The 18,921-nt window shown below is 59.1% G+C and carries 16 protein-coding genes and 1 pseudogene; 8 read left to right on the top strand and 9 right to left on the bottom strand.

Annotated elements, in window-relative coordinates:
* Window positions 1-111: 111 nt before the first annotated feature.
* The 5 genes from HV773_RS32385 to HV773_RS32405 all read right to left on the bottom strand — a co-directional run bounded on the left by HV773_RS32385 (window position 112) and on the right by HV773_RS32405 (window position 6,413).
* Complete coding sequence (locus HV773_RS32385) at window positions 112-1,230, bottom strand: porin (protein WP_175197970.1); 1,119 nt, start codon at window positions 1,228-1,230, stop codon at window positions 112-114.
* A 43-nt stretch (window positions 1,231-1,273) separates the two neighbouring features.
* Window positions 1,274-2,593: an MFS transporter gene (locus HV773_RS32390; RefSeq protein ID WP_129564270.1), complete on the bottom strand. Its 1,320-nt coding sequence runs from the start codon at window positions 2,591-2,593 to the stop codon at window positions 1,274-1,276.
* Between the two features lie 268 nt (window positions 2,594-2,861).
* Complete coding sequence (locus HV773_RS32395; RefSeq protein WP_129564269.1) at window positions 2,862-3,869, bottom strand: fumarylacetoacetate hydrolase family protein; 1,008 nt, start codon at window positions 3,867-3,869, stop codon at window positions 2,862-2,864.
* The gene (locus HV773_RS32400; RefSeq protein WP_129564268.1) at window positions 3,866-4,444 is read right to left on the bottom strand and encodes a VOC family protein; all 579 of its coding nucleotides are present in this window, start codon (window positions 4,442-4,444) and stop codon (window positions 3,866-3,868) included. Before HV773_RS32400 ends, HV773_RS32395 begins: the two co-directional genes overlap by 4 nt.
* A gap of 244 nt (window positions 4,445-4,688) precedes the next feature.
* Window positions 4,689-6,413 (bottom strand): FAD-dependent monooxygenase, encoded by a 1,725-nt coding sequence (locus HV773_RS32405; protein ID WP_129564267.1) that lies wholly within the window; start codon window positions 6,411-6,413, stop codon window positions 4,689-4,691.
* A gap of 138 nt (window positions 6,414-6,551) precedes the next feature.
* Here HV773_RS32405 and HV773_RS32410 point away from each other — a divergent pair, with 138 nt between their 5' ends.
* Window positions 6,552-7,361 (top strand): response regulator transcription factor, encoded by an 810-nt coding sequence (locus HV773_RS32410; RefSeq protein ID WP_160113508.1) that lies wholly within the window; start codon window positions 6,552-6,554, stop codon window positions 7,359-7,361.
* Between the two features lie 343 nt (window positions 7,362-7,704).
* Here HV773_RS32410 and HV773_RS32415 read toward each other — a convergent pair whose 3' ends face one another.
* Window positions 7,705-9,354: an acyl-CoA dehydrogenase family protein gene (locus tag HV773_RS32415; protein ID WP_129564264.1), complete on the bottom strand. Its 1,650-nt coding sequence runs from the start codon at window positions 9,352-9,354 to the stop codon at window positions 7,705-7,707.
* 128 nt (window positions 9,355-9,482) lie between these two features.
* Here HV773_RS32415 and HV773_RS32420 point away from each other — a divergent pair, with 128 nt between their 5' ends.
* Entirely contained in the window at window positions 9,483-10,172 is a 690-nt protein-coding gene (locus HV773_RS32420; protein ID WP_129564263.1) for a TetR/AcrR family transcriptional regulator, read from the top strand.
* A 10-nt stretch (window positions 10,173-10,182) separates the two neighbouring features.
* Here the strand turns inward: HV773_RS32420 and HV773_RS32425 are convergent, their stop codons facing one another.
* Both HV773_RS32425 and HV773_RS32430 read right to left on the bottom strand, forming a co-directional pair.
* Window positions 10,183-11,994, bottom strand: coding sequence for an AMP-binding protein (locus HV773_RS32425; protein ID WP_343052413.1), 1,812 nt, complete (start codon window positions 11,992-11,994; stop codon window positions 10,183-10,185).
* A gap of 376 nt (window positions 11,995-12,370) precedes the next feature.
* On the bottom strand, window positions 12,371-12,847 hold the full coding sequence (locus tag HV773_RS32430) for an Lrp/AsnC family transcriptional regulator (protein WP_129564262.1): 477 nt from the start codon (window positions 12,845-12,847) through the stop codon (window positions 12,371-12,373).
* 42 nt (window positions 12,848-12,889) lie between these two features.
* On the opposite strand from HV773_RS32430, the gene HV773_RS32435 reads away from it, so the two are divergent.
* The 5 genes from HV773_RS32435 to HV773_RS32455 all read left to right on the top strand — a co-directional run bounded on the left by HV773_RS32435 (window position 12,890) and on the right by HV773_RS32455 (window position 17,766).
* Complete coding sequence (locus HV773_RS32435; protein WP_227875469.1) at window positions 12,890-14,101, top strand: branched-chain amino acid ABC transporter substrate-binding protein; 1,212 nt, start codon at window positions 12,890-12,892, stop codon at window positions 14,099-14,101.
* Window positions 14,098-14,655, top strand: coding sequence for a peptide deformylase (locus tag HV773_RS37130; protein WP_129564261.1), 558 nt, complete (start codon window positions 14,098-14,100; stop codon window positions 14,653-14,655). Before HV773_RS32435 ends, HV773_RS37130 begins: the two co-directional genes overlap by 4 nt.
* Window positions 14,652-15,599: an aminotransferase class IV gene (locus HV773_RS37135; protein WP_129564260.1), complete on the top strand. Its 948-nt coding sequence runs from the start codon at window positions 14,652-14,654 to the stop codon at window positions 15,597-15,599. The genes HV773_RS37130 and HV773_RS37135 overlap by 4 nt, the downstream gene beginning before the upstream one ends.
* Entirely contained in the window at window positions 15,589-16,344 is a 756-nt protein-coding gene (locus tag HV773_RS32450) for an aminotransferase class I/II-fold pyridoxal phosphate-dependent enzyme (RefSeq protein WP_160113507.1), read from the top strand. Before HV773_RS37135 ends, HV773_RS32450 begins: the two co-directional genes overlap by 11 nt.
* Before the next feature lie 156 nt (window positions 16,345-16,500).
* The gene (locus tag HV773_RS32455) at window positions 16,501-17,766 is read left to right on the top strand and encodes an MFS transporter (RefSeq protein ID WP_160113506.1); all 1,266 of its coding nucleotides are present in this window, start codon (window positions 16,501-16,503) and stop codon (window positions 17,764-17,766) included.
* Between the two features lie 71 nt (window positions 17,767-17,837).
* Here HV773_RS32455 and HV773_RS37140 read toward each other — a convergent pair.
* Window positions 17,838-17,948, bottom strand: a pseudogene (locus HV773_RS37140) (IS6 family transposase); the annotation flags it as partial.
* Window positions 17,949-18,340: 392 nt separating this feature from the next.
* On the opposite strand from HV773_RS37140, the gene gfa reads away from it, so the two are divergent.
* Window positions 18,341-18,916, top strand: coding sequence for an S-(hydroxymethyl)glutathione synthase (gene gfa / locus HV773_RS32460; protein ID WP_129564257.1), 576 nt, complete (start codon window positions 18,341-18,343; stop codon window positions 18,914-18,916).
* The last annotated feature ends 5 nt before the right edge of the window (window positions 18,917-18,921 follow it).

Genomic DNA, 18,921 nt, shown 5'->3' on the forward strand with positions numbered 1-18,921 from the left:
CGGCCCTCGGGCCGCTGCCTGAGACGCCACCGTACGTTTCTTCTTCATCGGCATATCCATGATTTTTACCTCTCATGATATGCCTCGCCCACAAAATGCCGGATAGGTCCCCTAAAACCGGTGGCGAATACCACACATCACCAAATTCTGGTTCGAAGTGGTCGACGGCGCATTGCCATAAATCGCCGCGACCGCATATCGTCCCGACGCAGCCTGAAAATCATCATAAACGTATATGTCGGTCCGTTTAGACAGAAGGTAATCGAGGCTGATCTGCGCAGTGTGCCAGTGGGCACGCGAATCGGCTGCACCGCCATACCGGCCCATCGAGAAGATGTATGCGGCACCAACCGTTAAGGCCGGGTTGATCGGGTAGCTATAAGACGTGTCGAAATTAGTAAGCCGAAAGCTCGTCCCATCGAGGTAGCGAAAGCTCGACTGGTCGACTATAACGTTCCAGGTTCCAGCTTTTCCGAATTGAACGGTCGATCCAACGCCGTAGTTGCGTTGCCGCTCGGTTCCGACCGATCGATTGATGGGGCTTGTCCGAAAGAGGAAAAATGGCGCAGCTGCATAGTCATCGGTCACCGCGCCAGCGGTATTTGCGGTACCTGGTCGATCCAGCTCCGCATATGCCGCGGCAATCTTGATGTTCGACCAGGTGTAGCTGCCGCCAGCACTCCACGCCCGATTGAAGTTGAACGCGCCTGCCGCATTGCTGAATGCGTAGAGGACCGACGCATTGAAACCACCGATTGACGGAAAGCTATATTTCACCGAGTTGTTGTAACGCCAACTGCCCATCAAGTTGTCGGCGTCGCCAGGGTGTGCGGCGAGGCCATTCGTCGTGAGCGGCGCCATCTGGCTGAGATAATCCCAGAACTCGTCGTACTGTCGTCCCAATGTTAACGTGCCGAAACGCTGGTCGCCGAGGCCTACGAAGGCCTGCCGTCCGAACATACGGCCCCCTTGCTGGAACGCGCCACTCGTTACGTCGAACCCATTTTCAAGTTGAGCGAGCGCGTAAAGACCACCTCCCAAGTCTTCACGAACCTTGAGGCCCCAACGAGAGTTCTGGTTTGCGCCACTCAACATCTTGTAGACGTGGCTTCCGCCTGAGTTGTTAACCCATTCGACGCCAACGGACATGATTCCGTACAGCGTCACGCTGCTTTGGGCAAAGGCATTGCACGACAGAAGTAGCGTGCCGATTGCGAGGTAGTGCTTCATTTCTGGGTATTCGGCTTGTTATTAATATCTCGTTGCATTCGGATCACGCTGCAATATGTGCAGCGCGACGGACGTTTTTACGTGAGTGAATGAGCACCACGATGCCGCCGGCAATCAGCAAAGCAGCAAGGACATAGAGGCCCGCATCAAGGCGCCCTGTGGAAGTCTTGATCCATCCGATTAGCGATGGGCTGAAAAAGCTTCCGAGTTGACCGAGGCTACTAATGAGGGCGATACCACCAGCCGCACCTGTCCCGGAAAGATAGTCCTGAGGCATGGACCAAAAAATTGGCAGCGCAGCGAAAGTCAGCACAACCGCGATACTGAGAAAGAGCAAAGCCGAGTAGAGATCGCTCCCGTACAGCCCGATCAGGAACAACGCAATGCCGCCGCCAATCGTGCAGAAGGCATAGTGAAAATGTCGCTCACGATGCTTGTCCGAATGTCTTGAGATCAGGATGATCCCAATAGCGCCGATTCCGTACGGGATGGCGCTCAGCAATCCGGTATCCAGAAGGCTGTGAATTCCCGCACCGTGGATGATCGTGGGCAACCAGAAACTGATAGCCATCGTTCCGCAAGTCAGCGTGAAATAGACCGCTGAAAACAGATACACCATCGGGTTGCGGAATGCACCCTTTACTGACTGCGATGCAGCCGGTGCTTTCAAGGCGAGATCACTGGCCAGGTCACGCTCGACAAATTGCTTCTCATGGTCGGTGAGCCATCGCGCGTCGGTGGGACTATCGACGAGAAAGAATCGAACGACGAAGCCCATCAGGACCGCCGGCATACCTTCCAGAATGAACATCCATTGCCAACCCGCCAACCCGTGCAGACCTGCTGCGTACTGCATGATCGCGCCTGACAGAATTCCACCGGTCACACCAGCGACTGCGACCGCAACGAACAACCATGCCGTGACTGACGCCCTGCGCGAGGCGGGGAACCAGTAGGTCAGGTAAAGGATGATCCCCGGGAAAAAACCTGCCTCAAATACGCCGAGAAGAAAGCGCATCACATAAAGCATCCATGGCGTGGTAACCAGCGCCATGCATGACGAAATGATGCCCCAGCCGATCATGATCCGCATGAACGTGCGTCTCGCGCCGATACGTTCGAGCAGCAAATTGCTCGGCACCTCGCAGATGAAGTAGCCCAAAAAGAACACACCAGCGCCGAGACCGTAGACGGCATCGCTGAATCCCAGATCGGACTTCATCTGCAACTGGGCGAAACCAATGTTAATGCGGTCAAGAAATGCAATGACGAAGCCCGTGAATACAAACGGCACGATGTGGCGGCTTATCTTGCGGTAAAGGCTGTTGGTGTCCCCTGGGTGTATCGTGGGATTCGGTGTCATGCTCGTCTCCAAACTGCAACGCAAGCGGCGTTGCGTGATTTATGTAGTACGGCCCGGCATGCCAGTGCCGGTGGTCTGCCCCATGCTCTGACTTGATCAAAGTTAAGTTGCATACCTTCGATTTTGAGAGAGTCGCAGCCCTTTGCTTGTCATAAATTATTAGGACGTGCTTTCCCTTATGATGTGCCCATTGAGCGGCGTGATTTGAGACCCAAAATAGAAAAAGCCCATCCGTCCGGATGGGCTTCTCTGTGATGATTCAGGCCGTTTAGCGTATTTCGACTGCCTGATCGATCGGGCCGAAGACAGACGTGCCGTCCTCTGCAATGGCCTCCATTTTGATCCGATCGCCGTTTTGCAGGTAACGCTGCTGCTCGCTCTCTGCAACGCCGGCAAGTGCTTGCCGAACTCGCGCTTCCGTCACGCACGCGCTACCAGTCGTCGGATCGGCGTTACTTATCGTGCCTGCGCCAACGATGGTCCCGGCGCACAGGGCGCGGGTCCGTGCCAGATGCGAAATGATCTGCCCGAAGTTGAAGACTGTATCTTCACCAGCATTCGGTGTTCCGAACACTGCGCCATTGAACTCGATCCGCACGGGTAGATGCAGCATCGCGTCGCGCCATGCGTTGCCTAGCGCTGCCGGAGAAACTGCCACCGGTGCGAAACTGCTCGCGGGCTTGCTTTGGTAAAAGCCAAAGCCTCGGGCAAGCTCACTGGGAATGAGCCCACGCAATGACACGTCATTCACAAGGACGACGAGAGCGATGCAATCGGATGCTTCTTCGACCGAAGCGCCTAAGGGCACATCGGTGGTAATTACAGCGATCTCCGCTTCGAAGTCGATCCCATGGTCCTCACTGATCGCGATAATGGCATCATGGCCCGCAAGCATTACATCGGAGCCGCCCTGATATACGAGGGGATCTACCTCGTAACGGTCAGGTATCGGTTCCTTTCGCCACTGGTACATGAGCCGCGCGTGGTTTCTATACACCGATCCATCAGCCCATTGATACGCGCGCGGTAGAGGCGCGAGCGCCATGCGGGGATCGAACGAGTCACATGATACCCAGCCGCACGCGTCAAGGCGACGGCACAAGGTTTCGAGTTGCGGTGCGATGTCAGACCAGTTATCGAGCGCCTGTTGAAGGGTTCTCGCGATGGTGGACACGGCCACGCATCGCTGATGGCTCGACGACACAACGACGAGTTCACCGTCACGAGTGCCGTTCGACCGTGTTGCCAGTCGAAGAATGGGAGATTTCATGCTCATGCTGTTTCCTTCGCGCTTTTCTTTCGTTCGTTTGCCTCAGCGGTCCACTCCGCTAATTGCTGATGGGCGTGTGTGGCAAATGCCTGGATGACCTCGGACGGCGCGACTTCAATTGTCAATTCGAGGCGGAATCCATTGGGATCGAAAAAGTAAATCGACTCAATGTAGCCATCGTGATCAACAACCCCAAGCACCTCCACGCCATGGTCAAGCAAGCGTGCTTTCATTTCCTCAAGCCGTTGCCGGTTATCGACCCGCAGGGCAATGTGGTTGACCCATGCAGGCGTGTTCCCGCTGGGTTCTGCGCGCGTGCCGTCGCCGAGATCGAAGAACGCGATATGAGATCCGTCGTACATGCGGAAGAAGATGTGGACATATGGGCAGTATTCGCCGGTGCTCGGCACGTGATCCTTTTTGATCACGTGGACGAGAGGCATTCCCAGAATGTCCTCGTAGAAATGTCGAGTCTCTTCAGCATCACGTGATCGCCACGCGAAGTGATGGAGACCGAGAACTGCACCGAGTGGCGCGGTGGCGTCAGGGCCAGTCGAAGTATTCGTATGTGGTGTGTTCATGGCGAAATCCCGGACGAGTGATTGAGCCAACGTGGTTGTATGAACGCTGAGCTTTATGCAGAAAGGGAAGGTGTCGGCAGATCACGGAGCGCCGTTCCGATTGCTTCCTCGCAGAGCACTTCGTCTCCCACACGCTCGAACAGCAGTAAAGTCAGTCTTGCAAGAAAGAGCGATTCGGCTTCTCTACCTGCGCTGCTCACGGCTCGAGCGCACAGTGTGTAGATTCGATCCCTTGCGCTCGCATTCAGCTGTGACATGATTCCTCCAATTCATCAAACACCGTGGCGCATGCGCGCGATAGACCATCCCATACGTCCTCGACTGACGGTTGACGCCACCTTGCCGCAACGTGTCCATCGGGTCGCAACAGGTAGGCACACCCGTCGGCGGCACCGTACGACTGCAGGATTTTTTCGTATTCATCGGCGGCGGCAAAAAGGTCAGCTTCGCTACCGACAACGCCCAGATTTCGAACCTGAACCGGAACCGGGATTTTGGCGACGAGATCCGCAAGCGTTCGCACACGGCCCGCAGACATGCCGAATCCAAGCAGCGTGAAGGCCGCGAAATCGAAGACATCGCTAAGGAACCGGCCTTCGATATCCAGCGGCAAATCAACAGCAACAGAACCGGGAGCCGGACCGGCATCGAATCCGGTGTCAGGCGTCCCCGCGTTCACTGAATATGTGACTGCGTGGGTTTGCCGAGGATTGACGAGTTTGGCGATGGACGGATTGTCCTTTGCGAGCGACAGGCACGCTTCTCGCATCAGATCGAATCCGCGCGAAGGGGGGGACATGAACTCCGTGCTTCGCATGGCATTTGCGGCGTTCTCATGAAAGGCTTCGATTCGCTCGGCGCTATAACCGTCGAGAAGCGCTTCATTGGCGCGACCCGTTGCGACAAGTGCGAGCTTCCATGCCAGATTGTCCGCGTCATCAAATCCCGAGTTGAGACCGCGTACCCCAAAAATCGGCATGGCGTGTGCCGCGTTGCCTGCAAACAGAATTCGCCCATGGCGATACGAATCGAGCGTCATCGCTCCTGCGCGGTAGACCGATGTCCAAACAGGCTTCCAAGGCAAGTGCCCCTCGCCGATAGCGTCGAGATGGGTCTGCACGAATTCCTGCACGCGTGACGGTGAAAGCGCATCTTCAGGGGAATCCCCGTCTCGCAACTGGTAGTCAATTCTCCAGATGTTGTCGGGCTGACGATGCATCAGGATGGTCGAGCCAGGCCACCATGGCGGATCGAACCACGCCCGTCGTTCAGTCGGTGCGTTGCTCGGAAGTTCGATATCGATAATGACGTATCGACCCTCATAAGCCGTTCCTTTCAGCTCAAGCCCGAGCTCTTTGCGGACGAAGCTTTGGCCGCCATCGCATGCGACAAGCCAATCCGTGCTTGTTCGATATTTTTCGACCCCGTTGTCGACTTCAAGCTCAGCTCCGGCGTCGAGCGCAACAAAGCGTGTCACCCGTGAGTTCCAGCGCACATCAATCACGCCGGGCGTAGACGCGTTGACTCGCTCGATGGCCTGAAGCAGGAAATGCTCGATGTAGTATTGCTGAAGATTGATCATCGGCGGCAGCTTCTCCGATGGGTCATCGTGCATCGTGAAGTCAAAAACCTCATGCTCGCGATAAAAGCTGCGGCCGCGACTCCATCGCAGGCCCTTTTCAAGAAACTGGTCCAGCGCACCCAGTCTTTCGACGATCTGCAAACTGCGCCGCGAAATGCATGCAGCGCGGCTTCCTTCACAGACCGAATCGTCAGCTTCGATCACCACCGAAGACACGCCAAAACGCGCCAGTCCCAACGCGGTGGCAAGTCCCACCGGTCCGCCGCCGACGATGATGACTTTGTGTCTGACAGGCTCCGATCCGTTGTCCAGCAGCGGAACCGTGGGAGCAAAGCGTTGATATGCAAAGGGACCGATACGGTCGATACCTTTGTATGTGTCGTTCATGAAATGTCTCCTTCGCTGATTGCGCTTAGCACGCCCTTTAGCGTCTAATGTTTGTGCATCGACGAGCTGGTGCTATTGTTCGCGAAATGTCGTGTTTCGTTGTCGTATGTTCTTATGACGTATAAACCCTGGGGAACAATGAAATACTGGAGAATCAAGGCGCCAAACGAGGACGTCCCGTTGCCTTTCGTGACCAAAGTCGTTGCGGGAATCGGCACCGAGGAACTCGCGCAATACATACTTGACGCGATGCAAGCGCTAGTTCCAGTAAGCCACTGCACCGTGTTTGCTCTTCAGGCAAACGGTCGTGTGTCGGCTCTCTCGACTGCCAGTGCGCATGGGGCCGTGGCCACGATTACGGCGGTCGATTACTACAGCAACCGATTCGACCTACTGGATAGCAACATGACGTGGCTTTCGCGCAAGCGCTCGCCTGCACGTTCGCAGCTTTGGATGAGTCACCAGTTTGCTGAAGACGTTAGCGACCTGAAGTATCGAGACCTCTGCTACACGAAGCCGGGCATTCGGGAACGAGCCTCAATCCTGCTGCTCGACTGTCAGGGGCTTCGCGCCGCGATTAGTCTTTACCGGAACCTGTCTTTTGCGCTTTTTTCGGAACGGGACTTTGAGACAATCACGCGGTGCGCGCCTGTGCTACATGAAGCCGTACTCGCTCAGGTACGGAAGTCATCGCGTCGAGCGGTCAGCGACGAATTGCACCATCGCATACTGACGAATCTTGCACATCGCGAGAAGCAGGTTATTTCGTACCTGCTTGAAGGAAAGACGTCCAGAGAGACTGCTGCGCTGCTGGAGCTATCCGAAACGACAGTCTTAACTTATCGCTATCGAGCCTTCGCCAAGCTGGGGATAAAGTCTCAGCGCGATTTGCTAACGACACTTGATCGCCTGCCGGCAAATTTGGGGGCTCCAAAGAAGCGTCAATAGCGAGTAAGCAAGCCGAGGACACGGAACTCGGTCGGAGCAGTCAAGTGCAGCGCCGAACGCCCCTTCAGGGGTTCCCGGACCAGCCCTCAGCCTCCATACGTGTTGTCCGCCTTTGAGCGTGGATCTGAAGCGGTCCTCGCGACGGGAGTCGCCTGGGGCATCGGCCTTGCCGTCGCCGGTGCGATCTTCAGCGACTGCAACTCGTGCTGGAGAGGTGGCGACGTCAACATCAACTCCGACAGGGCCACGAAGATCGACCGACGCGCGGATCACGCCGTGGAGAAAGTTGGTCGCGACCTTGTCGCCAATCGCGACGATCAAGTTGCAACCCGCGCGCAATGAATTACGCGATCGGAAACGCGCGCTCCAGAATCGCGGCCACATTCACGCCGGCGGGCAGCGTGCCGAACACGCGGCCCCACTGGTCGTCGAAGCGGCTGGCGATGAACGCGTCCGCGACCGGTGCGGGCGCGAATTCGCGCAGCAAACGCGCCTGCACCAGCAGAATCAAACGTTGCGCCTCGCGACGCGCGAGGAATTCGAGCGTATCGGCGTCTTGCCGGAACGCGCGCGGAATGGCTTCGAGGCTGGGGCGCAAGCGCGCGTCGTCGCCGCACACCGAGGCCAGATCGGCCATCAAGGCTTCGAGCGCATCCGGCTCGCGGCCGATCGCACGCAGCATGTCGAGCGCCATCACGTTGCCCGACCCTTCCCAGATCGAGATGACCGGCGCTTCGCGATACAGGCGCCCCATCGGGCCTTCGTCCATATAGCCATTGCCGCCGAACACTTCCATCGCTTCACCGGTCAGTTCGATGCTGCGCTTGGCGACCCAGTACTTGGACGCAGGCGTCACAATCCGCTTGTAGGCGCGCTGAAGCGGCGAGTCTTCCGCACGCGCGAACGCTTCGGTCAGGCGCATCATCAATTGCGTCGCGGCCTCGCTTTCCAGCGCCAAGTCGGCCAGCACGTTGCGCATCAGCGGCTGGTCCACGAGGTATTTGCCGAATGCCTGGCGACCGCGGGCGTAGTGAATCGACTGCACGAGCGCCTGGCGGATCGTGCCGGTGCTGCCCATGACGCAATTCAGGCGCGTATAGGACGCCATCTCGATGATGGTCGGGATGCCGCGCCCTTCTTCGCCGATCATGCGCCCCCAAGCCCCCAGGAATTCGACCTCGCTGCTGGAGTTGGAGCGGTTGCCGACTTTTTCCTTCAAGCGCTGGATATGAATGGCGTTCTTGGTGCCGTCCGGACGCCAGCGCGGCACGAAGAAGCACGAAAGACCATTCTCAGTGCGCGCGAGCACGAGGTGCGCATCGCACATGGGCGCCGAAAAGAACCACTTGTGGCCGGTGATCTCGTACTCCGCGCCGCGCCCTTCGCCGCGCAGCGGCGTGGCGCGCGTGCTATTGGCGCGCACGTCGGAGCCGCCCTGCTTTTCCGTCATGCCCATACCGACGAGCATCGACGACTTCTGCTCAAACGGAATATCGCGCGCGTCGTAGCTGAGCGAATAGAGCTTCGGCGCAAGCTGCTCAAATAGTTCGGGTTCCTTCTGAAGCACCGGGATGCATGCGAAGGTCATCGAATTCGGGCATTGCGAGCCGGCCTCGATCTGGCCATGCATCGAAAAACCCGCCGCGTACGCCGCCCATGCGCCCGGACGCGAATCGCTGAATGGCCGCGCGATCAGATCATGCTCGCGCGCCATTTTCATGAAGCCGTGCCACGCGGGGTGGAATTCCACGCGGTCGATGCGATTGCCCTGGCGGTCGAACGTGTGGAGTTCGGGTTTGAAGTGGTTGGCGTCCTCGGCCATTTGCACCATTTCCGCGCTGCCGAGCAGCCCGCCATGGCGTGTCAGCTCCTCCTCATAGGCCGCGCCGCCGCCGCGCCGGACCGCCTCTTGCAGCGCGATATCGGTGCTGTAGAGGTTATAATTTTTTAATTCCGGCACGACATTCGTGACTTCATGGGTTTTCCAGTTCATATCGCAATGTCCCTTTCCTGTTCCGTTATCTTGCGTCGACACCCACTGGCACGCGAACTGCCCAGCCAGCGGCCGACACGGGATTCACATAACAGTGTAGGGAGGAATGCTCGCGGGGGTGTTCGGGTTTGAAAAACGTCACGCCGCCAACCTCAGGCGCAATAGCGACGACGGCAACAACCGCATCGAAGCGCCGCCGGCCCGCCCAATCACGGGCACTCGCCACAACCGAAGCCATTCAGCAAGCGTTTATCCAGTTGCTGGTCGAGCGCAGCTACCGCGCGGTATCGATTCGCCAGATCGTGGCGCTGGCGGGCGTGGGCACCGGCAGCTTCTACGAATACTATTCGAGCAAAGACGAACTGGCCGCCGTGTGCATCCGCCTGCGCATCCGGGACATCGCGGCCACGATGCTCGAATGCATCGACGCACACCAGAACGAACCGTTGCCGCAGCGCGTCGACGCGCTGATCCATGCCCAAAGCGCCGCGCCATTGGCCGATCCCGAACAGTGGAGCGCCCTGTTCGTTCTCGAGCGCCGCATTTCGGAAATGGAAACCTATCGGGATCTCTACGGCGAGTTCGTGCGGATGTGGACAAAAGCGCTTGCTGGAGGGCCCGGATGGCCCGATGGCGCGCCAACCCAGGACGCGGCCTTCGCCGCTCACTCGATGGTCTACGGCCTCGTAACGCAGGCGCTCATAACCCGAACGGTCCCGCCCGATGCCGACGCGATCGGCCGGTTGCTGCGCACGGCGGTGCACGGCTATCTTTCAGTGGTCGCGCCGCTGGCGTACCGGTTGCATCGTTTCGCCTAGTCCGCCAGCGTCAGAGGCGATTCACCAGCCGGTCCCGCAATTGCCGGCGCAACACCTTGCCGATCGGCGATTTCGGCAGATCGTTCACGAAGATCACATGCCTCGGCACTTTATAAGCGGCGAGGCTCGTGCGCGCAAATTCAATCACGTCAGCCTCGGTCAGCCCCGCGTCCTTTTTCACCACGAAAGCGGCAGGTGTTTCTCCGGATTGCGAATCCGCCACGCCTACCACCGCAACCTCCAGAATGCCCGCGTGCTGAAACAGCACGCCCTCCACCTCGTTCGGGTAGACGTTGAAACCCGAAACCAGAATCATGTCCTTCTTGCGATCGACGATCTTGATCACGCCGCGCTCGTCCATGATCCCGATGTCACCAGTCGCAAAGAACCCATCGGGGCCGATCACGCGCTCGGTTTCCTCCGGCCGGTTAAAGTAGCCTTGCATGACAGAAGGCCCAGCGACACAGATCTCGCCCGGCATGCCCGCGCCTACCGCCGCGCCGCTGTCATCGCGGATTTCAACGCGCACGGAAGGCAGCGGCACGCCGATCGTTCCATCGAAGGCAGTACGCGTGACGGGATTGGCCGTCACGGCTCCTGCGGCCTCGGATAAACCGTAGACCTCCAGCACCGGAGTGCCCGTGAGTTTTTGCCAGCGTTCGGCCACTGCGGGCTGTGTCGCGGTAGCGCCGCCAAAGGTTTTGCGCAATGCGGAGAAGTCGAGTGCACCGAAGTCTTCATTGTTCATCAGCGCCGTGAATAGCGTGTTAAGACCACCAACGAAGGTTGGGCGGTGCGTTGCGAAATCTTTCACGAGGGAGGGAATATCGCGTGGGTTCATGACCAGAACGCAGCGCTGCCCCAGATGGAACGTGACCAGACATTGGCACACCAGAGCCGCCACGTGATAGAGAGGCAGCGCGACGAGCGTAATTTCACCGCTCTCGCGGAACGCCGGCTTGATCCAAGCCGCAACCATCAGCACATTCGCGACCACGTTGCCGTGCGTTAGCGCCGCCCCTTTGGGCTCGCCGGTCGTGCCGCCGGTGTATTGCAGAAACGCCCGGTTTGCGTGATTCAGTTCTGGTTTCGTGAAGTCCGTAGCCGCGTGCGTGGTCATGGCCACTTTGAAGGCAATCGCAGCGTCGATCGTCCAGTCCGGGACGAGCTTTTTCCTTTTTCGAACGACATAATCGACAATCACGGATTTCGGAAAGTGCTGCATATCCGACACGTGCGCAACGATAACGTGCTCGATCGAGACATGAGCAAGCGCCTGCTCGACGGTGGCGGCGGAAATCTCAAGGACCACGATTGCACGCGCACCGGAATCCTTGATCAAATTCACCAGTTCCGGCGCGGTATACAGCGGGTTCACGTTGACCACGGTGAGCCCGGCCCGGAGTGCGGCGAACATCGCGATAGGATATTGCAGAGAGTTCGGCAACATTAGCGCGATGCGGTCCCCGGGGTTCAGTCCAAGGTCCTTCTGGAAATAGGCGGCGAGGCGCGCGGAGTACTCGTCCAACTGGTGATAGGTGAGATCCACGCCGAATTGATGAAAGGCGATCCTGTCGCTGAAGCGCGCAACGGCTTGCTCCAGGAGAGCCGCCATCGAGGGACAGTCATTGAGGTCGATGTCCGCCGCAACGCCAGCGGGGTATTGCGAAAGCCAGGGCTTGGGTGACATTTCGTCCTCCGCTGCGGATTGCTGCGAAGTTTGCTGTTTTTCCAGCGAGGTTTCTGAACGTTGTACGGAGAACGTTTGGCGTGGTGAGCTGGAAGCGTTTTGAAGGCTCGACTTCCAGAGTAGTCTCGCCATGAAGTAGCGCGTGTGTTGTAGCGCACATATGCGTGAGATCGGATGGGCATATCTGCGCTAAGGTCTGTTGATTAATGGCGGCCTTAAGATTGTGGCCATCCTGCCTACGATCTGACGCGGTCGTCCGAAATCGAGCCCTTGCAGCCGGTCAAGAGAGCGCGACCACGAGTGTCAATTCGCTCTCCTTGTTTGGCTCTTCCCGGAAAACGTCAGGCACGAGCTGCTTCGCATCCCCTTCCCAGCCGGTGAAGTACGTTTCAGAGCGGCTTCGTTGATAGCTTTTTCCTGTTTCGTTCAGATGTAGTGCTTATCAATGCGTTTGTGGTATTCGGGTTTTATTCCCGGCGTGATGAAGTGGCGACTTTCAGAAATTGCGTCAGATCGGCAACGACAAACCAAATTTCACGCGCGACATCACCACCATCGTTTCGAAATGGCGAATGTTCGGGTTTTGCCGAAACACTCGATTGGCAAATTCCTCGTAGTTATCGATGTCGCGCACCGAAATTAGTAGCACGAAGTCGGCCCTTCCGGTTACGACGTAGCACTGCATGACTTCGGGCACTTCGTTCAAAAAACGCTTGAATTCGTCGAGCAGGTCGAGCCGTTCCCGCTCGACCTGCACCTGTACCCACATCATGATCGGCAAACCGACCTTGTTCGGCGCCAGCACAGAAGTGTCCTGCAGGATATAGCCGTCCTCGCGCAAGCGCTTGACGCGCCGCAAGCACGCAGGTGGGCTCAAATTGACCAGCGCGGCGAGCGCCTGGTTGCTGATCTGGTTGTCGATTTGAAGTTGGGCCAAGATGCGGCGATCGTAATCATCCAGCGGCGACTCGGGCGGTTTGTCCATATTTCGCGCATGCATTGAAAAACGAAATCCAATTAATCAAAAATGGCCTTCGAGAATATTGGATTTCTCAAAGCCTCCCTAGAATCGTATCACCACCCGGTGCTTGATTTCACGGAGAAAACCATGCGACACCCGCTCCTCACCGCCGCGCTCGCGCTGGCGTTTTGCTGCGCCGCCGCGCATGCGCAAACCGTCGTCACAATTGGCTATGCGGGCGCACTCACTGGCGCTCAGGCTCATTTCGGCAAGGACAGCGAACGCGGCATCCGGCTGGCGTTGGACGAAATCAACGCGTCGCATCCGGTGATCGGTGGCAAACCCGTGAAGTTCGAGCTCGACGCGCAGGACGACGGCGCCGATCCGCGCCTGGCAACCACGGTCGCGCAGCGGTTCGCCGACAATCGTGTAAGCGCCGTCATTGGTCATCAGAATTCGGGCACGTCAATCGCGGTAGCACGCATCTACGCGCAGCAACACATTGCCGAACTGACTCCATCAGCAACTAGCCCCGAGTTCACCCGGCTGGGTTTCGATACCACATTCCGCATGCTGGCCAACGACGATTTCCTCGGTGAAGCGCTCTCGCGCTATGTGTCCGACACGCTGCATGCCAAGCGTGTAGCAGTCGTCGACGACCGCACCGCCTACGGCCAGGGCATCGCCGATGTGTTCGCCAAGCAAGTACAGGCATCCGGTGACACGATCGTCGCGCGGGAATATACGACCGACAAGGCCTTTGATTTCGCGGCGGTGCTCACCCGTGTCAAAAGCGCCAACCCGCAGGCGATTTTCTTCGGCGGCATGGACACGCAAGGTGGCCCCATGCTCAAGCAAATGCGCCATTACGCTATTGAGGCGCCGCTCATTGGCGGAGACGGTCTGTGCACCGCCGAGATGAGCAAGCTCGCAGGCGCGGCACTTGACGGCAACCTGTATTGTGCCGACGGCGGCCGCAGTCTTGCGAAGATGCCAGGCGGGCCAGCCTTCGCTGCGAAGTTCACGAAGACCTACGGCGAACCGGTGCAGTTGTACGCGCCCTATGCCTATGACGCGATGATGGCCATCTACCATGCCGCCGTGCTTGCACAATCAACCAAGGCACCGGACATCGTATCTGCCCTGCATCGTGTCGTGTTCCAAGGCGTCACGGGGTCGATCGCCTTTGACGCCCACGGCGACCTACGCACGCCTGCCGCCACTATATCCACCTATCACGCAGGCAATAAAACGGCTTTGACCGAGGTATCGAAATGACGCGGGAAATCCTTCCAGTCGGCACGCCATCGCTGCGCGAAACGGCATCTCCTGTAACCGACTTGAGCGACCTCGCTGTTGTCGCCGAAGCGTCTGCCCTGGGAGACGCGATACGCGCCTTTCGCGCCAAGCATGGCTTCGGACGCGCCATCGCGGCGCCTCAGATCGGGATACACAAACGCATGATCGGCCTCGCGCTGCCCGGCTGGCCCGAGGTAATCGTCAATCCCGAAATCGTCTGGCAGAGCGACGAACGCATGACGCTTTGGGACGATTGCATGTGCTTCCCCGACATGCTCGTACGCGTTGAGCGCTTCGTTTCGATTTCGGTGCGCTTCACCGATCTCACCGGCGCGGTGCATCTTAAGGAACGCTTGTGCCAGGCGGACGCAGAGTTGATGCAACACGAGATCGACCATCTGGACGGCAAGCTCTCGTTTGACCGCGCGGTAGGGGCCAACCCGATCGTGCACCGCAGCGTCTTCGAAGCTGCCCGCGTCGACTTCGCCCGCGAAGTCGACTATTACCCCCAAACTGTACGAGATCCTTCATGACCCAACCTGACGTGGGGCGCATCGATGGCCTGACCTACCCGCACGGCGTCGCTTATATGGCGGGGCGCTTCCTTCCCATGTCCGAGGCGCGCATCTCGGTGCTTGATTGGGGCCTGCTTCATTCTGACGTGACGTACGATACCGTGCACGTCTGGGACGGCAAGTTCTTCCGCCTGGACCTGCACATCGAACGCTTTCGCCGTTCGCTGGCCAAGCTGCGCCTTACCGTGCCACACGACGACGACGCGCTCCGCGGCATTCTCATCGAGTGCGTGCGCCGCTCGGGACATCGCAACGCCTATGTCGAGATGCTCTGCACGCGCGGCATCTCGCCGACTTTCAGTCGCGATCCGCGCGAGGCGCTCAATCAATTCGTCGCTTTCGCCGTGCCGTTCGGCTCGGTGGCTAACGCCCGCCAGGTCAAAGAGGGCCTGCATTTGTACCTGATCGACAGCGTGCGGCGCATTCCGCCAGAGTCGGTCGATCCGCAGATCAAGAATTATCACTGGCTCGACCTGGTGACCGCGCAGTTCCATGGTTTCGACGCCGGTGCAGAAACGGTTGTCATCAAGGACATGGACGGGAATATCGCCGAAGGCCCGGGGTTCAATATCTTTGCCGTCAAGAACGGCACGCTATACACGCCCGAACGCGGCGTGCTGCATGGCATCACGCGCCGCACGGTGTTCGACATCGCCGCGCAAGAGGGCTTTGCCGTGAACGCAGGCGCAGTGGACGAAACATTGCTGCGTGATGCCGACGAGATCTTCATTACTTCGACAGCAGGCGGCATCATGCCGGTCTCACGTCTGAACGACACGCCGGTAGGTAACGGCCGGCCGGGCGAGATCACCCAGGCGGTCTTCCGTGTCTACTGGGCCTGGCACAATGATCCGGCGTACACGCTCGACGTCGATTACGACGGGGACCATCATGCTCGATGAGGCGTTGCGCTTTCGGCTCGACGCGCGCCAGCAAGCACTGGCGACACGACACGCGACCACGCGTGAATTGGCGATCACCTCGGCGCAGGGCGGGACTGTAGTGGCGCAAGCGTCGCCGGGCGGCAGGACGCACGACTACGTCAACCTATGCGCCAACCGCGACGCGGCCACTGCCGCGCACGCCCTTGCCGCGGCGTCCGACGGAGGCGCGCGGCTGCTGGTCACGGACGGGGTCTTCTCGATGGACGGCACGCAGGCGCCGCTGGCCGCGCTTGGCGCCGTGTGCAGGCAGCACCGCTCGCAGCTGGTAATGGACGATTCGCATGGCATCGGTGTGATCGGTGCAACTGGGCGGGGCACTGCCGAGGTCCGGCAGCAGATAGCGGCGGTCGATCTCTACGTCGGCACGTTGTGCAAGGCACTGGGCGGCGCATCGGGCGGCTTTGTCGCAGGTCCCGCCGTCGCCGTGAACACCATCCGCCAGTTCGGCCGTCCCTACTTATTCTCGAATGCGCGGATGCCGACTATCGCGGCGGCGTCGATCCGCGCACTGGACCTCATCGAGCGTGGTGAGATCGATTTCGCACGACTGACTGCGATGAGCATGTACCTGCGGCGTGCGCGTTGGCCAATTGCGGTGTGTTCGCCCAGTCCTTCTCGTATCCCGTCGTTCCCGAAGGACGGGCCCGTCTTCGTTTGCAGGTCTCGCTTGCCTTGTCCGACAACGATCTCGAGTGCGTGCTGAGCGCGTTCCGTTCGATACGCCGCTGAGCGCCGACTGCGCTACGCCATGACTTGATGGCGTAGCGCGTCTCTCTTCCCCTTACCTTTCGTAGGTCCGACCATGAACACGCATACTTCCCGAGCGCACGACACTCGGGCTCGCCCCGGCACGTCTATCGTGACCACGCCGACCCGCGCTCGGCGGGCCGTGATTGCGGCATCCCTCGGCAATATCCTGGAGTGGTACGACTTCGTGCTGTATGCGTACTTCTCCCCCCAAATCGCGCATCACTTCTTTCCGGCCGCCAGTGAGACGACGTCGTTCCTGGTCGCCACCGCCACGTTCGGCGTCGGTTTTGTGGCGCGGCCACTGGGAGCGATCGTGCTCGGCGCCTACGGTGACCGGGCCGGCCGCAAGGCGGCGTTGCTGTGGGTGATTGTTATGATGTCGATCGGCACTGCTCTGATCGGCTTGACGCCAGGCGTTGAAGTGGCAGGCGTCGCCGCCTCGACGTTGATCGTTGCCGCACGGGTGTTGCAAGGCTTTGCGTCGGGAGGTGAATGGGGCGGTGCGACGAGCTTTATTGTCGAACATGCCCCGCCCAACCGGCGAGGTCTCTACGGCAGTTGGCAGCAGGCCAGCCTTGCCGTGGCGTTGCTGCTCGGATCCCTGAGCGCGGGGACGATGACGTGGCTGATGTCGGCCGCTACGCTGGCCGACTGGGGGTGGCGCCTGCCGTTCGTGGCGGGGGCAGTGCTGATCGGTGCGTTCGGCTTTTGGCTGCGGCGCAATGTCGAGGACTCCCCGTGCGCCGTGGCACATGATACCGACACGGCACCGATCCGCACCGCGCTGCGCGAGCACGGCCGCGTGTTGAGCATCGGCAGCCTGTTCACGATCGGTTGGACGGTTACCAACTACCTGTACCTGCTTTACATGCCGATCTACCTGACACGTACGCTCGGCCTACCCGCGTCGCAGGCACTCGTGGCCGCAAGCCTGCAGATCGCCTGCTTCATGATTTTGTCGCCGGTCATCGGACATCTCTCGGATCGCTGTGGGCGTCGCCCCGTGATGACAGTGGGCGCGCTATGCGTGTTGCTCGGCACCTATCCGCTATTCGCTTTCATGGCGACGCAACCACATCTCGGTCAGATTATCGGCGCCGTGTGCGTATTGGCCATTTTTATGGCGACGCTGACCGGCGCAGCACCCGCTTGGCAGGCCGAGCTGTATCCGTCGGCAATACGCACCACGTCGATATCGCTCAGCTACAACTTTGCCGTCACCATCTTTGGCGGCTTCGCCCCGTTCGTGGCGACTTGGCTAATCGGCATGACGGCGGACGCGCTCTCGCCAACCTGGTACATCGCTGGCGGCGCTCTCGCGAGCCTGGTCGCAGTACGCCTCTCACGCGAGACAGCGCATGTACCGTTGCGCTAATGCACAAGAACGGAGGGTTGTATCGCGATAATAGAAGTGAGGCGTGCGCACTCCGGAATGAATAGGAATGCTTACATGATCAGCAAATAGAATTTCCCGGCCGCAGTTCTAATGTTTCGCTCGTCGTGCATCTGCCTTTTGCGAATCATGTGCATCAACTCGATGCCGGACAGAATGCTGCGCGTCATCAACAACGTCTCCGAACCATTAATACCGGCGTTCAAGGTGGTGCGAGACTCACGCCAGGTCTGGGTGGATCAACGAAACACGTATACTCCCCACCAGTACTGTCATATACTACCATCCAGTATCCACACTTCGATGCCGTCATACCCCTTTCCCCTGACAATTAAGAATCGCGTACTCACGCGAGTGCATCAGGTTCGCGGTTCGATTCGCCGTTGGGAGATACTTGGCATAGTGGAAGACGTCATGAAGGGCAAAATCCAGTTCGCGCCTTGCGTCACGCACACAAGCCGCTCACCTGCATCAATGAAGCCTTCGATCTGACGCACGAAGGCAAGTCGGTCCGCACCCGTCGTTCACTGTTGATACTCAAGAAAGGAGAGAGACTATGGCTTCAGCAATTCATCCATCGGTTGACAACGGCATTCAGAAAGGCGCCGATAATTTCGCGGGCGGCACGTTGCGCTGCCAGTGCGCGCATGATCCTGTTGAGGTTCGCGTCGACTCGCAGGTCGCGTTCAACCATGCGTGCGGATGCACCAAATGCTGGAAACCTGAAGGCGCGCTGTTCTCCGTCGTGGGTGTCGTATCGCGCGACAAGCTGACGGTGACGGCGCATGCGGAGAAGTTGAAGGTCGTGGACGCTCAGGCCGTGATCCAGCGTCACGCCTGCACCGTCTGCGGTACGCATCTGTATGGCCGCATCGAGAACAAGGACCACCCGTTCTACGGCCTCGATTTCATTCACACGGAATTGTCGAAGGAAACCGGCTGGGACGGCCCCGGCTTCGCGGCTTTCGTCTCGTCGATCATCGAGAGCGGCACGCCGCCTTCAACGATGGCCGAGGTGCGCCAGACGCTGCGTAACAAAGGCCTGGAGCCATACGACTGTCTCAGCCCCGCTCTGATGGACATTCTGGCCACTCACGCAGCCAAGGCGAAAGGCACCTACCGCGAAGCTTAGTTCCA

This window comes from Paraburkholderia caffeinitolerans (genome assembly GCF_902859945.1).
Lineage (GTDB): Bacteria > Pseudomonadota > Gammaproteobacteria > Burkholderiales > Burkholderiaceae > Paraburkholderia > Paraburkholderia caffeinitolerans.

What these genes read in the sequence shown, in the direction of transcription:
- gfa (WP_129564257.1), top strand. Translation starts at nt 18,341, where the DNA reads ATGGCTTCAGCAATTCATCCATCGGTTGACAACGGCATTCAGAAAGGC.
- HV773_RS32430 (WP_129564262.1), bottom strand. Translation starts at nt 12,847, where the DNA reads ATGGACAAACCGCCCGAGTCGCCGCTGGATGATTACGATCGCCGCATC.
- HV773_RS32435 (WP_227875469.1), top strand. Translation starts at nt 12,890, where the DNA reads ATGGCCTTCGAGAATATTGGATTTCTCAAAGCCTCCCTAGAATCGTAT.
- HV773_RS32390 (WP_129564270.1), bottom strand. Translation starts at nt 2,593, where the DNA reads ATGACACCGAATCCCACGATACACCCAGGGGACACCAACAGCCTTTAC.
- HV773_RS32395 (WP_129564269.1), bottom strand. Translation starts at nt 3,869, where the DNA reads ATGAGCATGAAATCTCCCATTCTTCGACTGGCAACACGGTCGAACGGC.
- HV773_RS32425 (WP_343052413.1), bottom strand. Translation starts at nt 11,994, where the DNA reads ATGGCGAGACTACTCTGGAAGTCGAGCCTTCAAAACGCTTCCAGCTCA.
- HV773_RS37135 (WP_129564260.1), top strand. Translation starts at nt 14,652, where the DNA reads ATGACCCAACCTGACGTGGGGCGCATCGATGGCCTGACCTACCCGCAC.
- HV773_RS32405 (WP_129564267.1), bottom strand. Translation starts at nt 6,413, where the DNA reads ATGAACGACACATACAAAGGTATCGACCGTATCGGTCCCTTTGCATAT.
- HV773_RS37130 (WP_129564261.1), top strand. Translation starts at nt 14,098, where the DNA reads ATGACGCGGGAAATCCTTCCAGTCGGCACGCCATCGCTGCGCGAAACG.
- HV773_RS32410 (WP_160113508.1), top strand. Translation starts at nt 6,552, where the DNA reads ATGAAATACTGGAGAATCAAGGCGCCAAACGAGGACGTCCCGTTGCCT.
- HV773_RS32385 (WP_175197970.1), bottom strand. Translation starts at nt 1,230, where the DNA reads ATGAAGCACTACCTCGCAATCGGCACGCTACTTCTGTCGTGCAATGCC.
- HV773_RS32415 (WP_129564264.1), bottom strand. Translation starts at nt 9,354, where the DNA reads ATGAACTGGAAAACCCATGAAGTCACGAATGTCGTGCCGGAATTAAAA.
- HV773_RS32450 (WP_160113507.1), top strand. Translation starts at nt 15,589, where the DNA reads ATGCTCGATGAGGCGTTGCGCTTTCGGCTCGACGCGCGCCAGCAAGCA.
- HV773_RS32400 (WP_129564268.1), bottom strand. Translation starts at nt 4,444, where the DNA reads ATGAACACACCACATACGAATACTTCGACTGGCCCTGACGCCACCGCG.